The following is a 13715-nucleotide window of genomic DNA, read 5'->3' on the forward strand; positions in this document are numbered from 1 at the left end:
CTCGGTCGCCGAACAAGGCCGACTCCGCCTCGGCAGCTCCGATCTCAACGAATAGTGCCATCTCTATTAACAGAAGACTACTCTCGTCCTTCGATAAGGGTGGCACTATTCGTTGACCAGTCGTAATGCACCATTTAGGTCTTTCCCATCCCATAAGGCGGACCCGTCCGACGCTGCACACGTCCGGACGGGTCCTAGAGCGGACTGCGGAGGTCCGATCCATGGAAGATGCTAGAACTACTAACCCCAAATCGACCATTCCCGGCTGGCGGGTGATTCTCAGTGACAAGGGACGGCTGTGGGCGTCCCGCGTCCTTCCGTTCACCGACGCCGAGACGGACGCGGGTGCGGACCGTACGGTCGACGCCGACACCCTCGACGAGCTGCGGGCCGAGGTCGATCGGCACGAGGCCATCGCCCGGGAGGCGGCAGGGCGGGTGACATCGTGATCGGGCGCCGATCCCGCGCTGCAGGGCAGCACCACGACGGCCCGGCCCTCGCTTCCGTCCTCAATCGCTCGTCTCACCCGTACCGGAACGTGCCGAGGTGATCGCGATGAGAGGAGCAGCGCAGGTCGCTGTTGTCGTGAGTGCGTCCGAGGAGCGCCAGCGCGCCGCGCTTGAGCAGACCTTCTCCGAGTGGCGCATCGTCCATGACCTCCTTCCCGACCGCTGGACGGCCCTTCGGCGTCGGCCGCTCACCGACCGGGAGGTGAAGGCGGGCATCAGATGCATGATCATTCGATCTTCGCCTGAACGGCTGGTCACGGCACTGGTCCGCCAGGTGCAGATCGCGCTCAGCCTGAACACCGGTCACTCACCCGGCGCCTGAGTCGGCGCGGCGGTACGAGAGCATCCTTCTCACCGGCGGGGGGCGAGCAGTAATGGAACGGTCAGTGGCGTTAGCGAGGCGTCGGGGCGCGGCTTACCGCCACTGGCCGTTCCGATCCGGCTGGTTGCTGGGGCGGCCTGCGAATCCTTGGTGTCTGGGAGGGTCTTGTGGACGACGCCGATGGAGACCTTGACGCCAGCGGCGATGGTGCGGATGGCGGCGCGTTTGTCGTCGTCAACCACGGGCCAGCGGCCGCTGACCCGATTGCGGCGGCGGGCCGCCTCCAAGCCGTCCTTGGTTTTGCGGACGATGTCGCGGCGCCGGTCCTCGGACAGGGCCAGATTGAGAATCAGGGAGCGCTCGGTGTGCTTGCCGGCCGCGATTCGCTTCAGCACCTTAACCGCGATGCCGCGCTGGAACAGGTTGTTGAGGGCGATGAGCCCTTCGAGGAGGTTGCGGCCGAGGCGGTCGACCTCCTGGACGCACAGCATGTCCCCATAACGGATGTAGGACAGCGTGTTCAGCAGCGCGGGCCGGTCTTGCCGCTGGCCTTCTCCTCGAAGACCTTCAGGTAAATCGGGTCGATGGCGTCGTGCTGGCGTTGGGTCTTCTGCTTGTCGGTGCTGACCCGGACCAGGCCGATGAGCGCCACGGTGACCGTCTTCCTGATGTTGCCCCGGTCTTGTGGACACCTGATCGCTTGGGACGATGTGTCCCGGGAGGAGTTCACAAGTGCCTATGTCACGCCCGCCGTACCCGCCGGAGTTCCGGCGGCAGATGGTGGAACTGGTCCGCGCCAGCCGGGCGCCGGAGGAACTGGCCAAGGAGTTCGAGCCGACCGCGCAGTCGATCCGTAACTGGGTGGCTCAGGCCGACCGCGATGAGGGCCGCCGCGAAGACGGACTGACCAGCGCTGAAAAGCAGGAGCTGGCCCGGCTGCGCCGGGAGGTCCGTCAGCTGCGAGAAGAGCGGGAGATCCTTAAGAAGGCCGCGGTTTTCTTCGCTCGGGAGACGGATCGGCCGAAATGAAATACCGGCTGATCGACGCGGAGAAAACACACCACGATGTCTCCCTTCTGGCCCGGGTGCTGGGTGTGTCACGCCAGGGCTACTACGCATGGAAGAACCGCCGACCCTCGTGGCGAGCCGAACAGGACCAGGTATTGACCGAGACCATCACTACGATCCACGCCGGGTCCCGGGGAACCTATGGATCCCCGCGTGTCCATGCCGAGCTGCGGGAGGAGTTCGGGGTGCGCATCGGGCGCAAGCGAGTGGCCCCGGCTGATGCGCGCCGCCCGGCTTGAAGGAGTGCATCGGCGCCGCAGGCGTGGGCTGACCCGCCGGGACCCCCAGGCGATACCACCGCAGGATCTGGTCAAGCGGGACTTCACCGCTTCGGCGCCGGATCGGACCTGGACGGCCGACATCACGTATGTGCCGACCGGTGAGGGATGGCTGTATCCGGCCGTCGTGCTGGATGTGTTCTCCCGGCGGATCGTGGGGTGGGCGATGGCCGATCACATGCGCACCGAGTTGGTCATCGACGCACTGGAGATGGCGATCTGGAACCGTCGGCCGGCACCCGGGCTGATTCATCACAGCGATCAAGGGGCGCAATATACGTCGCTGTTGTTCAGCCAGCGGTGCAGGTCAGAAGGCATCCAGACGTCCACGGGGACGGTCGCGGACTGTTTCGACAATTCGGTGACCGAGAGCTTCTTCGCGACCTTGGAGACCGAGTTGCTCGACCGGCATCACTTCGCCACCCGCGCGCAGGCCAAGGCCGCCTGCTTCGACTTCATCGAAGGGTTCTACAACCCCCGCCGGCGTCACTCGACCCTGGGCATGCTCAGCCCCGCCGAATACGAACGCCGACACGCCCAACAATCCCGCTACGCTGCCGCGTAGCCGCAAACCCCGACCTGTCCACACAACCGGGGCAACTTCACGCCTCTTCGTACGCACCTTGCAGGCGATGCCTGGCAGAAGCGATGACCGCTTTCCTGCCGACCCTTAAGGCCAGTATGGAGGACTGAGTTGGTGGAGCCATGCGCGAGCCATGCCCAGTCGCGCTCAAGGCCAGCCTTGATGCTCTGCGGATAGTGCCGCACGACCTCGGAGTTCAACAGCACGCTGGCCCGGACCCCGTGCCGGTCAAGGCTGGCCATCATCCGCCAGAAACCAACGCGCACACCGTAGTCACGCCAGCCGTAGTTGAGTGCGTCCGGCACCAGGTCGGCTGTGCCAGACCAGATGCTGGTGGACGGCTTGTCGAGGTGAAAGTGCTCGACGTTGAGACCGACATAGACGGCGACCTTGGCGCCGCCAGGCCACTGGATGGGAGGCCGCTCAGTGATGGGGCTGTAGTCGAAGATCATGCCGCCACGGTAGAGCTAACATCAATGTCAGGTTCAAGCCCGAGGAGGTGTGATGCGAATCGGCGAACTGGCACGCCGCACCGGGGTGAGCGAGCGATCACTGCGCTACTACGAGCAGCAGGACCTCCTGGCGGCCGACCGCACTCAGGGAGGCCAGCGGGACTACCCAGAGCAGGCAGTAGACCGAGTGATCCGCATCCAGGAGCTGTTCGCAGCCGGACTGCACAGCAAGAAGATCGCCCAGCTGCTCCCATGCATGTGGGACACCGACGGCGGCCCGTCACAAATCGCCGCGCCGCAACTGGTCGACGACCTCGTCGCGAAACGGGACCGCATCGATCGGATGATGGTCGAACTGGCCAACTCGCGGGACGTGCTCGACGAGGTGATCAAGGCGGCAGACCATGTCTGACAGCCCCGACGTCCCAGCCCACATCCTCGATCGGCTGCGCACGATCTGCCTCGTACTCCCCGAGGTTCACGAACAACAAGCCTGGGTGGGAAGACGCTGGCGGATCCGCACGAAGACGTTCGCGCACGTGCTCTGCATCACCGACGACTACCCACCTCTGCACAGCCGCGAAGCCCCACTGGTCGGCGACGCCACCGTCCTCACCTTCCGCGCCGCGGGCGAAGAACTACACGCACTGTCCAACAGCGGACTCCCGTTCTACAAGCCGCGCTGGCACCCCCAGGTAGTAGGCATGGTCATCGAGGACACCGCGGACTGGGGAGAGATAAGCGAGCTACTCACCGAGAGCTACTGCCTGCTGGCACCGCGGAAACTGGTGACACAGGTAGGTCGGCCAGGTCCCGCAACCGACGAACAGGACTGAAGAACACCAAGCTCGGCTACGCGGTGAAGGAAATGATCGGGGGCATCGAATACTGGACCCGCGAAGGCTTCGCCGTGGAAACGCCCGTCGACCTAGTCACCAAGCCCGCTGACCCCCTCACCGCCCCCTCCACGCCGTGACCTGCGAATGCTGACAGAGGCTTGTCGGTGCTCGGACCTATCATCCGGAGCATGAACATGAAGCGGTACGTCGAAGAGGATCTGCACGGTGCGGAGTTCCGCGAGTGCGACCTAACCGGGGCACGCCTGATCGGCGTCGTCATGCAGGATGCCGTGATCGACGGGCTCATCACCAACCTCGTGGTAAACGGCGTCGAGGTCACTGAGTACGTCGAGGCAGAGCTCGACCGGCGTCATCCGGTGCGGGTGCTGATCCGCTCCGAGGACCCCGCCGATCTGCGCGAGGCATCGCGTCAGCTCCGTGCCGCCTGGGCCGCCACGATCGAGCGGATCCGCCGCACGCCCGGCATCGAGCGCCGCAGCGTCAACGACGAGTGGTCGGCGGTGCAGACGATGCGCCACTTGGTCTTCGTCCACGACTCGTGGTTCCGCCGCTGCTGCCTGGGCTCCACGGAGCTGTTCACACCGATGGGCATCGGGCCGACCGTGGAGCCCTACCGTGAGGCGCACGGGCTTGACCTCTCGCTCGATCCGGCCCTCGACGAGATCGTGAGCGTGCGTGACGCACAGGCCGCCGAGCTCGAGGCCTGGCTCGACGAGGTCACCGCTGAGCGGCTCGCGGCGCGAGCGCCGGTGCCCGACGACGACGTCTGGCCGCCGTACGCGCGGGGCCGCTCGGTGCGCCAGTGCCTGGGCACGGTGCTCAACGAGACCTTTGAGCACCACGGCTTCTGCGTCCGCGACCTCGACCTGATCGAGGCACAGGACGCTGAGTAGGGCCGCTAGGGCCAGTCGTCGGGGGTGGGATTGGCTTGTTGCCCGTGAAGGTGTTGTCGGACCAGGTGACGGTGGCCGGGCGGGGGCCGGTCACGTGCACCGGCGCGTAGTCGGTCCCGTCCGGCACCCAGCGGTTGCCGGTGACCTTGACCGCGCCGGAGACGTCGTAGATCCGCAGCGGATAGTAGGACCCCGGCGCGTGGTAGAGCACGTTGCAGCTGACCGTGACGTCGGAGATCGCGCCCTGGTCCGGGGCGAAGAAGATTGCCGCGTTCACGGCTCCGGTCGGCGATCGCGGTTGGAACCGTCACCATCGGTGCAACCGAGGGGGTTCTCGAACGCATGGGCCGCTTCGATCCCGTCTGCAATGGCACTCAGCATCAGGAGACCGTACGAGCAGAGCTTCAAGCTGGCGTCTCGTTCCCAGACCACATTCTCCTCATCAGTAAGGACCGGCCCGTCTATGTGACCGTTAGTGTGGGTGGTCTTGCGGCTGTCACAAAGAAATTCGATCTGAGCTGACCGGCTAATCGCGAGCTGGCCATTGCCTCTTTTACACGTACCTGGCTGGTACCCCACTTCTGTCAGATGCGTGCAGGTGAGGAGCCCCGCGTTTTCCGGACACGTCCCAAATGAACTATATGGTGGACCCTATCACGCAACCGACCGATTATCGAACCATTCATCGAGGACTTCAAGCGGTGGTCGATAACCAAGCCCCGAATGAAGTCGACGTGGATTGTAGAATCCCTCGATGTACTTGATGAGCGCATGCCGCGCTTCAGCGAGGTGATCTCAGCGACTTTTATTTCAGGTAGCCGTGTTCGAAGTGCGTGAGGACGAGTGCGGCTTTGACGATGTCGCCGATTCGGCTGGGGCTGGCGTTGATGCGCTGGAGGGTGCGCCGGCGTTGGGTGAGTAGGGCGAAGCCGCGTTCTCCCAGGCAGCGCAGGGCGCGCAGGAGGGCGTTGCGGGTGCGGGTGTCGAGGTCGAGGGGTCGGCCGTCGCAGGGGTGTTTGACCGGGGTGAGGATGCCGATGCCGGCGCCGTCGTAGCCTCCAGGCGGCCAAGGTGGGAAGCCCGTCGGCGGCGGCCTTGTACAGCGCGCCCAGGACGTGTGTGCGAGCGGCGGTCAGGTCGTGGGCGGAGCCGGGTTCGACGTCGGAGACCCACAGCGGCAGGCCGCAGGGCGCGGACAGGGCCTGGATGTTGCCGCCGTGGTGGCGGGCCTTTCCGGAGTACCACAGGTCGATGGGCTCGCCTTTGACGCTGATGGTCTTTTCGGCGCAGCGGTCGGTGGCGATGACGGTGCCGTCCAAGATGAGGTGGGTGAGGCCCTCATCGGTAGCACGCTGCAGGGCGTGGTGCAGGTCGGGGGCTTGGTCGGCCAAGACGTTGATGACCTCGTCGAGGTAGCGGTAGGCGGTGGCGCGGGAGATGCCGTGGTCGCGGCCGAGGGCGGCCGGGGCGGTGCGGTCGCGAAACCAGCGCAATCCCATCACCGCCTGCTCAAAACAGGTCAGTGCCCGAGAACCCGAGCGGGTGCCCAGTCGGCGGCGCTCGGCCGACAGCAGCAGCGAGAGATGGCAAACCAGCTCCCGGGGGACATCGAGCGTGGCACGATAGGTGATCACGTGGGGCTTTCTGGACTGAAGAAGACTTGTGGTGAGACCTCTTCTACCGAAAGCTCCACGCCTATTTCAGGGGCATCGCGATCCATCCCGGTTCGTGTCAGCGGGCGCCGCTTTGAAGGCATCGAATCACAACCGCCCTTATTGATCTTGGTGAGATCACCTCAGCGCGTGTAGCGAACGCTTGATGGTGAACCATCTCGGTTTTCAGCTTCCCGAAGAAAGATTCGGCCATTGCGTTGTCGAAACAAATCCCCGTTCGGCCCACCGATCTGCGGATCTTGTACTTGTCGAGTGTCTCGCCAAACTCGATAGACGTGTATCCCGATGGCGGCACCGCCTATGGCTACCCGATCATGCACGCCGACGTAGACACCGCCGGCGTTTTCATCTGACCCCGCGAAGGCCAAGCCCCACTACTACGCTCAGATCCCGGCGACTCTCTGGACCACCGGCTACATCCAACTTATGACCGGCCCGAGCCTTGCCATGTACCTGATCCTGCTCGACCAGAACGCCCTCACCGGCAGCGCCCCCAACCAGTCTGGATCAGCCCTTCGGTGTTCAAGGCCCACTACGGACTCAGCCAAGACACCTGCGCTATCGGCATCAAGGACCTCACCGAACTCAGACTCGTCACCATCGGCCGCCAATCCATCAACCCCGACTATTTCGACCTCGAACGCATCCGCAACGTCCGCACCCTCAAGCCTGGCCAGCTCGACGCACCGGTCCGCCGCCTCCGGCACCCCGTCCGCAGCTCCCGTGACCCTATCTTCGACCTGGTCGAACCCGCTCAGCGTCCGCTGGTGTCAAGGTCTCCATCGGCGTCGTCCAGAAGACCCTCCCAGAGACCAAGGATTCGCAGGCCGCCCCGGCAACCAGCCGGATCGGAACGGCCAGTGGCGATAAGCCGCGCCCCGACACCTCGCTAACGCCACTGACCATTCCATCACTGCTCGCCCCCGGCCGCTGCGCCACTTCGGTGGAGTTCGGTTCGCCCGGTTTGACGGTTTGACGGTTTGACGGTCACGCCGCGCGTACGGCGATCTCGGGGTAGTCGAGCACGAGGCCTGACTCGTCGTAGACGAGGCGGCAGGCGAAGTCGAAGACCGGGGCGCTGTAGTCGTAGCGCTGTCGGGAGCCCTCGTCGGCGACGCGGACATAGTCCTGTTCAAGCCGTTCGACGGTGAGGTCGATGGCGCGTACGTAGGCGGCGGGGGCGGCCGACCGAGCGCCGACGCGCAGGCCCAGCCGGTGCGCGGGGAAGGTGTTGGTCATTGCCGAGGACTCCAGGTCGACGTCCAGGCAGCCGTCCAGGTGGGAGGCGGGTTCGCCGTCGACGCGCCAGTGGCCGGCGCCGTCGGCCTCCAGGACGGTCTGCCGGGCTCCCGAGGCCGACCGGCTCGTGATCCGTGCGCTTCGCGTGGTCCAGGCGGCGTCGAGGTCGATGGTATAGCCGACGATCCAGGTCTGGCCGTCCTCGACCGCCGTCGTGCAGCCCTCGACGCGCAGGCCGTCGTCCGAGGGCTGGAAGTAGGCGACCTCGAAGCCGTCGCGTGCGTCGAGATGCCGCCAGGCGGCGCTTCTCGGCGGTGTCGTGAAGGTCATCTTTTGATTCTGTCCGTCTGCCGATCTGCCCGCCTGCCTATCCGTCCACACCGGTCGACCCTCTCTTCGTCCCCCGGATCAACCCCTCCGACCCGGTACGCTGAGCACGCCGACCGGACAATAGCTGGGAAAGTACGCCTATCGCCTACAGTCGGGTGAATGGCCTCGATCCCCTCACGGCTGGCCTGGTTGGACGCCCTGCGGGGACCTGCCGCGCTCGCCGTCGCGCTGCACCACTCCGGCTGGACCTTCATCCCGGACCTCTGGGCCGAGGTGGACAGCAGGATCGACGTCGGCACCTGGGGCGTCTTCGTGTTCTTCCTGGTCAGCGGCTATATCATCCCGGCCTCCCTGGAACGGCGCGGTGACCTGCGGGTCTTCTGGATCGGCAGGGCCTTCCGCCTGCTGCCCCTGCTGCTCGTCGCGCTCGGCCTGGCCCTCCTGCTCGCCTACGCCGGGACGTTCGCCCTGCACGAAGGGCTGAGCACGCGTCCCCTCCCCCTCGTCGTCCTCGGGAACGTGACGATGCTGCAGGAGTTGCTCGGCGTGCCCGCCGTCATCGGCGTGATGTGGACGCTCTCGTACGAGATGGCGTTCTACCTGATGGCGGCCGGGCTGTTCAGCGCGGGGCGGGCGCACCGGTCGGCCGCGACCGCGATCGCCTTGGCGATCTCGGCGGTCCTCCTGGGGCTGCTGCTGCCTGGCCCGGTGATCGGTGGCCGCGCCGACCTGGTCGCCGCGATTCTCGGGGTGGCGGTGGTCGTGGTCATCCTGGTGTCGGCGCGGGCGGCGGGCGGTGTGCGTACGGCCGCCGCGGTGGCCGGTGGTCTCCTCGGGGTGGTGCTGGTGGTGCTGGGCAGCCGGATCGGCGCGTGGCAGGGCCTGATCGTGCCGGCCATGATGTTCGCCGGTACGGCCGTGTACCGCGCGGAACAGGGGGCGATCCGGTGGCGTACCGCCATCGTGACCGTGCTGACGGTGCTGGCCTGCGGGGTCCTCGCGAAGGACGACCCCGGCTGGGCGCCGGCGCTCCTGCTGGCGGCGGGTTTCTTCGCGGCCGCGTTCGCGCTGCGGCGCAGGTCGTTCCCCCGGTGGCTCGCCCACCTCGGGGTGATCAGCTTCTCCCTCTATCTGCTGCACCCGCTCCTGCTGGGGGTGAGCCCGAACCTTCCGCTGTTCTTCCTCGTCCTGGTGCCGCTCTGCTACCTGACCCACCGCCTGATCGAGGCCCCCGCTCAACGTCTCGGCAGGCGGTTGGCCAGGTCTTCCCCGAGGGAACCCGCGAGGGAGCCGACGGGGGAGTCCGCACCGGGCACGTCCTAGATCAGGGAAGGGCGTACTGCTCCGCGTAGGCGGAGGACGGCTCGGTCGGGGTGATCACGTCGATGAGCACGCCGTCGGGCGCGGCCACGATGAAGTGCCGCTGCCCGAACTCCTCGGTGCGCAGCGTCAGTTCCACCGGGAGCCCCGCCTGTCGTACGAGCCTGTCGTGCTCGGCGTCGACGTCGGTCACCTCGAAGTTGAGGATCAGCCCTCGCACCGCGGAACGGTATTTCTCCGGCACCGTCGGGTGGGTGCGATCGACGAGCGCGAGCTCGTAGTGCGGCGGTTCCGGCCGCCGCATGCTCACGTACCAGTCCGCCTCGAACGTCGTCTCGAAGCCGAGAAACCGCCGGTAGAAGTCGTGGGACTCGGCGATCCGATCGGTGCAGACGACCGGGTAGAAGCTCGTGAGGGTCATGCCGTTCCCTTCGGTCCATTTCACATACCAACGGTATGTGAAGCTAACATACCATCGGTACGTCAACAAGGGAGGCCACGGTGAACCGGGCACGGCAACGGCTGGAGACCAGGCGGGCGCTGGTGACCGAGGCGAGGGCGCTGTTCGCGCGGCACGGGTACGCCGCGGTGAGCCTGGCGCAGATCGTCGGGGCGGCGGCCGTGACGAAGGGCGCGCTCTACCACCACTTCGAGAGCAAGGCCGACCTCTTCCACGCGGTCGTCGAGCAGGTGCAGCAGGAGGTGGGCGAGCGGGTCGCCGCGGCGGCCGACGCGTACGACGACCCCTGGGAGCAACTGGTCGCGGGGTGCCGGGCCTTCCTCGCGGTGAGCCGCGACCCGGACGTGCAGCGGATCATGCTCGTCGACGGCCCCGCCGTGCTCGGCTGGAACGAGTGGCGGGCGATGGACGAGGCGTCCTCGGCGCGGCACCTCACCGAGGCGCTCGTCACGCTGATCGAGGCGGGGGTCATCGCCCGCAGGCCCGTGGAGCCGCTCGCCCACCTCCTGTCCGGCGCGATGAACGAGGCGGCTCTGTGGCTGGCCCGCTCGACCGACCCCGACGACCTCCCCGCCGTCACCGAGGAGCTGACGCGCCTCCTGGAGTCCCTGCGCGGCCCCCGGTGACCGAAAACCTCGCGCGACCCCCGGTGATCGGAGTCCTCGCCCGACCATCGGTGATTGGAATCCTCCTCGCGCGGTCCTCGGTGCGGCGATCGGGCGAAGCCTCGGTTCCGATCACCGAGGCTTCGCCCGGCGGGAATTCACTTACCTCCCGCTTGCCGGTCGAACACGTGCTTTACAGGAACCTCCAGAGGTTGTTGTTCGAGCCGTTGTCGTCGGCGATGACGACCTGCGCGCCCTGGGCCGTGCCGGAGAGGCCGAGGACCCGGCCGCCGTTGGCGCACTGGATGCGGAAGGCGGCGTTGGAGCCGTAGCGCAGCCGCCAGCGGTGGTCGTTGGCGCCGTTGTCGGCCCACTGCAGGACGCGGGACCCGGCGGCGGTGGCGGCGTTCTCCACGCCCAGCACCTTGTTGCTGTTGGAGTTGCGCAGGCGCAGGTAGCCGCCGGTGTCCACGACCGCCGTCCACAGGTGGTCGGCGGTGCCGGTGTCGCCCCACTGCACGACCAGCGCGCCGTCGGCGGTCGACATGTTGGTGACGCCGAGCACCATGCCGGTGCCCACGTTCTGGATGCGGCGCGCGCCGTTGGGCACGAAGCGCCACTGGTTGTCGGCGGTGCCGTTGTCGGAGTCCTGTACCGCCTGGGCGCCGTTGGCGGTGGAGTTGTTCTGGATGCCCAGCAGCTTGGAGCTGTTGGCGTTACGGATCTTGACCGAGCCGTCGCCGACGTCGACGATCGCCCAGCGGTGGTCGGCGGTGCCGGTGTCGCCCCACTGGAGCACCCGGGCGCCGTCGGCGGTCGACATGTTCTCGACGCCGAGCACCTTGCCGCTGTTGACGTTACGGAAGCGCAGATTCCCCCCGTCCACCACCGGCACCCAGTCGTGGTCGGCGGTGCCGTTGTCGGTCCACTGCAGGGCGAGACCGCCGTCGGCGGTCGACATGTTCTGGATGCCCAGCGCCAGTCCGCTGGCCACGTTGATCAGCCGGAAGCTCGCCGTACCGCCGCCGCTGGAGGAGCCGGTGGCGTTCCAGTAGACGACGTAGTTGTGGTTGTGGGCGTCGTAGAACGGCCCCAGGTTCACCGATGCCCCGTTGGCCGTGGCGGTGAAGGCGAGCGACGAGGTGCTCGTCCGGGTGATCGACGAAGGGGTGAGCGTCGGCGCCGACGACAGGGAGGTGTTGCCGTAGTTGCCCGACAACACGACCGGGCCGTAGGTGACGGCCTGGAGGTTGGGGTTGTCGTTGGCGGGCTTCAGGACGACCCGCATCGGCAGCTGCACGGTCACCGTGTCGCCCGAGATCCACGACCGGTTCAGGTCGGCGTAGGAGCCGGGGGTGGTGACGATGTTCTGCTGCACCCCGTTGACGCTGATCGTCGCGCCCTGGGTCCAGGCCGGGATGCGGATCCGCATCGACCACGTCCCGCTCACGTTCCCGGTGACCTGCAGCGACGTGGTGTCGCTCACCGGGAAGGAGGTGGTCTGGGTGACCGTGATGCCGCGCTGTGACCAGTTCAGGGTGGAGGGCGCGAACAGGTTCACGAAGAGTGTGTTGCCGTTGTGGAAGTAGATCGAGTCCATCAGCTTGGTGTGGATCTCGATGCCGGTGCCCTGGCAGCACCACATGCTGTTGTAGTCGGTGCTCCAGGTGCCGCCACCCCAGGCCGGGCCCACACCTCGGCGGCCACCGGGGTTGAGCGGCGTGAAGTAGGTGACGTGCCCGCGGCTGTCGGCCGGGTTCTGCTGGCCGAGGAGGTGGTTCAGCAGGGCGTTCTCGAAGTAGTCGAAGTAGTCGGCCCTGGTCGGCGCGAGCGTCCACAGCTCCCGGGTCAGCTTCAGCATGTTGTACGTGTTGCACGCCTCCCCGGTGTCCCTGGCCAGGTAGCCGGCGATGGCGTTCGGCGCGCGGAAGTGTTCGGCCTGGCTGTTCGAGCCGTTCACGTACGTGTGCGCGCCGACCGTGATGGCCCAGGCGTTGGTCGCGATGTCCCGGTAGCGGGTCGTGCCGGTGGCCTTGTACTCGCGGGCCGCCCCGATCCACTTGGGCACCTGCGTGTTGGCGTGCAGCCCGTTGAGCTGGTCCTGGTTGGAGGCGAGCGGGTTGAACACTGCGGCGTGGTCGAATCGCTGGGCCGTGGTCAGCCAGCGTGAGTCGCCGGTCATCTGGTAGATGTCGGTCAGCACGGCGTTCATGCCGCCGAACTCGGTGCCCAGCATCGACTGCATCTGGCTGGAGCTGAGCCGGGAGGTGCGCGTGTCCACCCAGCCGGCCAGGGCGAGCAGCACCGTCCTGGCCTGGGTGTTGCCGATGTGCCGCCACACGTCCAGCAGCCCGGCGAGGGTCTTGTGGATGCAGTAGTAGGGCACGTTGCCGTTGTTGAGCGTGCGGTTCTCCACGGCGGTGATGTCGGACTCGGGGAAACCCGACAGGTAGCCGGCGGTGAACCCGGCCGCGCCGTTGTTCGCCTGGCACTTGGCCAGCTCGGCGACCATGAGCTCGGCCTTGCTCCGGAAGGTGGTGTCACCGGTCACCATGTACGCCTGGGTCCACGCAGTCAGGAAGTGGCCCTGCATGTGGGAGCGGAACGGGAAGTTGGGAGCGTCCCAGCCGCCGTTGGCGGTCGCGCCGTTGGTGGACAGGCGGTGGTTGGCGCGGAAGACGTACAGCAACCGCTCGACGTCGACGAAGCGCAGGTAGGCCAGGGTGCGGTTCTGGTTGTCCAGCCAGCGGCCGGAGGTCAGGCGGACCTGGCCGAGGTCGAACTCGTAGGCGGACACGCCGATGTCGGCGCGCGCCCACGGGAGGGCGGCCCAGGCGGCGGACGTGCCCACCACCTGACTCGCGGCCGAGATCGCGACGGTGGCGCCCGCGGCCTGGAAGAGCTGGCGGCGACTCAAGGACATTGGGGGGTGCTCCTTTGAGAGAAGGGGGGATGTGACCTGCCGCGATCGCCGCGGTCGGCCACCGACTTTCAGCCGGTGAGCTGCCCTACGAAATTGTTAGCGCTAACATTTAACGTGGCAATTCTGTACGGACTCCTTTGGTGAGTGCTTTGCCGCGAAGTACATCCGACGACCCGATCCGGCGTCAACGAGTCACGACT

15 protein-coding genes and 2 pseudogenes are annotated in these 13715 nt (G+C 66.7%); 8 read left to right on the forward strand and 9 right to left on the reverse strand.

Going from position 1 to position 13715, the window contains the following annotated elements; translation table 11 throughout:
- Positions 1-221 precede the first annotated feature (221 nt).
- Both ABT352_RS03930 and ABT352_RS03935 read left to right on the forward strand, forming a co-directional pair.
- On the forward strand, positions 222-449 hold the full coding sequence (locus ABT352_RS03930) for a hypothetical protein (protein ID WP_350942288.1): 228 nt from the start codon (positions 222-224) through the stop codon (positions 447-449).
- Between the two features lie 106 nt (positions 450-555).
- Entirely contained in the window at positions 556-831 is a 276-nt protein-coding gene (locus ABT352_RS03935) for a hypothetical protein (protein ID WP_350942290.1), read from the forward strand.
- A gap of 29 nt (positions 832-860) precedes the next feature.
- On the opposite strand, the gene ABT352_RS03940 is transcribed toward ABT352_RS03935, so the two are convergent.
- Positions 861-1358 (reverse strand): recombinase family protein, encoded by a 498-nt coding sequence (locus ABT352_RS03940; protein ID WP_350943535.1) that lies wholly within the window; start codon positions 1356-1358, stop codon positions 861-863.
- The gene (locus tag ABT352_RS03945) at positions 1352-1483 is read right to left on the reverse strand and encodes a recombinase family protein (RefSeq protein ID WP_350943576.1); all 132 of its coding nucleotides are present in this window, start codon (positions 1481-1483) and stop codon (positions 1352-1354) included. Before ABT352_RS03945 ends, ABT352_RS03940 begins: the two co-directional genes overlap by 7 nt.
- 80 nt (positions 1484-1563) lie before the next feature.
- Here ABT352_RS03945 and ABT352_RS03950 point away from each other — a divergent pair.
- Positions 1564-2742, forward strand: a pseudogene (locus ABT352_RS03950) (IS3 family transposase).
- Here ABT352_RS03950 and ABT352_RS03955 read toward each other — a convergent pair.
- Entirely contained in the window at positions 2727-3212 is a 486-nt protein-coding gene (locus tag ABT352_RS03955; protein ID WP_350942291.1) for a polysaccharide deacetylase family protein, read from the reverse strand. The pseudogene ABT352_RS03950 and the gene ABT352_RS03955 overlap by 16 nt on opposite strands.
- A 52-nt stretch (positions 3213-3264) precedes the next feature.
- Between ABT352_RS03955 and ABT352_RS03960 the strand changes: the two genes are divergently transcribed.
- From ABT352_RS03960 to ABT352_RS03970, 3 genes are all read left to right on the forward strand, one after another.
- Positions 3265-3624, forward strand: a complete 360-nt coding sequence (locus ABT352_RS03960; protein WP_350942293.1) for a MerR family transcriptional regulator — start codon at positions 3265-3267, stop codon at positions 3622-3624.
- Entirely contained in the window at positions 3617-4048 is a 432-nt protein-coding gene (locus ABT352_RS03965; RefSeq protein ID WP_350942294.1) for an MmcQ/YjbR family DNA-binding protein, read from the forward strand. Before ABT352_RS03960 ends, ABT352_RS03965 begins: the two co-directional genes overlap by 8 nt.
- 191 nt (positions 4049-4239) lie before the next feature.
- Positions 4240-4965 (forward strand): DinB family protein, encoded by a 726-nt coding sequence (locus tag ABT352_RS03970; RefSeq protein ID WP_350942295.1) that lies wholly within the window; start codon positions 4240-4242, stop codon positions 4963-4965.
- Positions 4966-5770: 805 nt separating this feature from the next.
- On the opposite strand, the pseudogene ABT352_RS03975 reads toward ABT352_RS03970, so the two are convergent.
- The 4 genes and pseudogenes from ABT352_RS03975 to ABT352_RS03990 form a co-directional block, all read right to left on the reverse strand.
- A pseudogene (locus ABT352_RS03975) lies at positions 5771-6599 on the reverse strand (transposase family protein).
- Between the two features lie 97 nt (positions 6600-6696).
- The gene (locus ABT352_RS40750; RefSeq protein ID WP_502992834.1) at positions 6697-6831 is read right to left on the reverse strand and encodes an IS3 family transposase; all 135 of its coding nucleotides are present in this window, start codon (positions 6829-6831) and stop codon (positions 6697-6699) included.
- A gap of 220 nt (positions 6832-7051) precedes the next feature.
- Positions 7052-7345: a hypothetical protein gene (locus ABT352_RS03985; RefSeq protein WP_350942297.1), complete on the reverse strand. Its 294-nt coding sequence runs from the start codon at positions 7343-7345 to the stop codon at positions 7052-7054.
- A 280-nt stretch (positions 7346-7625) separates the two neighbouring features.
- Positions 7626-8207: a putative glycolipid-binding domain-containing protein gene (locus tag ABT352_RS03990; protein WP_350942299.1), complete on the reverse strand. Its 582-nt coding sequence runs from the start codon at positions 8205-8207 to the stop codon at positions 7626-7628.
- Between the two features lie 159 nt (positions 8208-8366).
- Between ABT352_RS03990 and ABT352_RS03995 the strand changes: the two genes are divergently transcribed.
- Complete coding sequence (locus ABT352_RS03995; RefSeq protein ID WP_350942300.1) at positions 8367-9530, forward strand: acyltransferase family protein; 1164 nt, start codon at positions 8367-8369, stop codon at positions 9528-9530.
- A gap of 1 nt (position 9531) precedes the next feature.
- Here ABT352_RS03995 and ABT352_RS04000 read toward each other — a convergent pair whose 3' ends face one another.
- Positions 9532-9948, reverse strand: coding sequence for a VOC family protein (locus ABT352_RS04000; RefSeq protein ID WP_350943536.1), 417 nt, complete (start codon positions 9946-9948; stop codon positions 9532-9534).
- A gap of 80 nt (positions 9949-10028) precedes the next feature.
- Between ABT352_RS04000 and ABT352_RS04005 the strand changes: the two genes are divergently transcribed.
- A complete protein-coding gene (locus tag ABT352_RS04005; protein WP_350942302.1) occupies positions 10029-10613 on the forward strand; it encodes a TetR/AcrR family transcriptional regulator in 585 nt (194 codons plus the stop codon).
- 172 nt (positions 10614-10785) lie between these two features.
- Here the strand turns inward: ABT352_RS04005 and ABT352_RS04010 are convergent, their stop codons facing one another.
- On the reverse strand, positions 10786-13515 hold the full coding sequence (locus ABT352_RS04010; protein ID WP_350942304.1) for a beta-L-arabinofuranosidase domain-containing protein: 2730 nt from the start codon (positions 13513-13515) through the stop codon (positions 10786-10788).
- Between the last annotated feature and the right edge of the window lie 200 nt (positions 13516-13715).

The sequence above is a fragment of the Streptosporangium sp. NPDC000563 genome (assembly GCF_040299985.1).
GTDB lineage: Bacteria > Actinomycetota > Actinomycetes > Streptosporangiales > Streptosporangiaceae > Streptosporangium.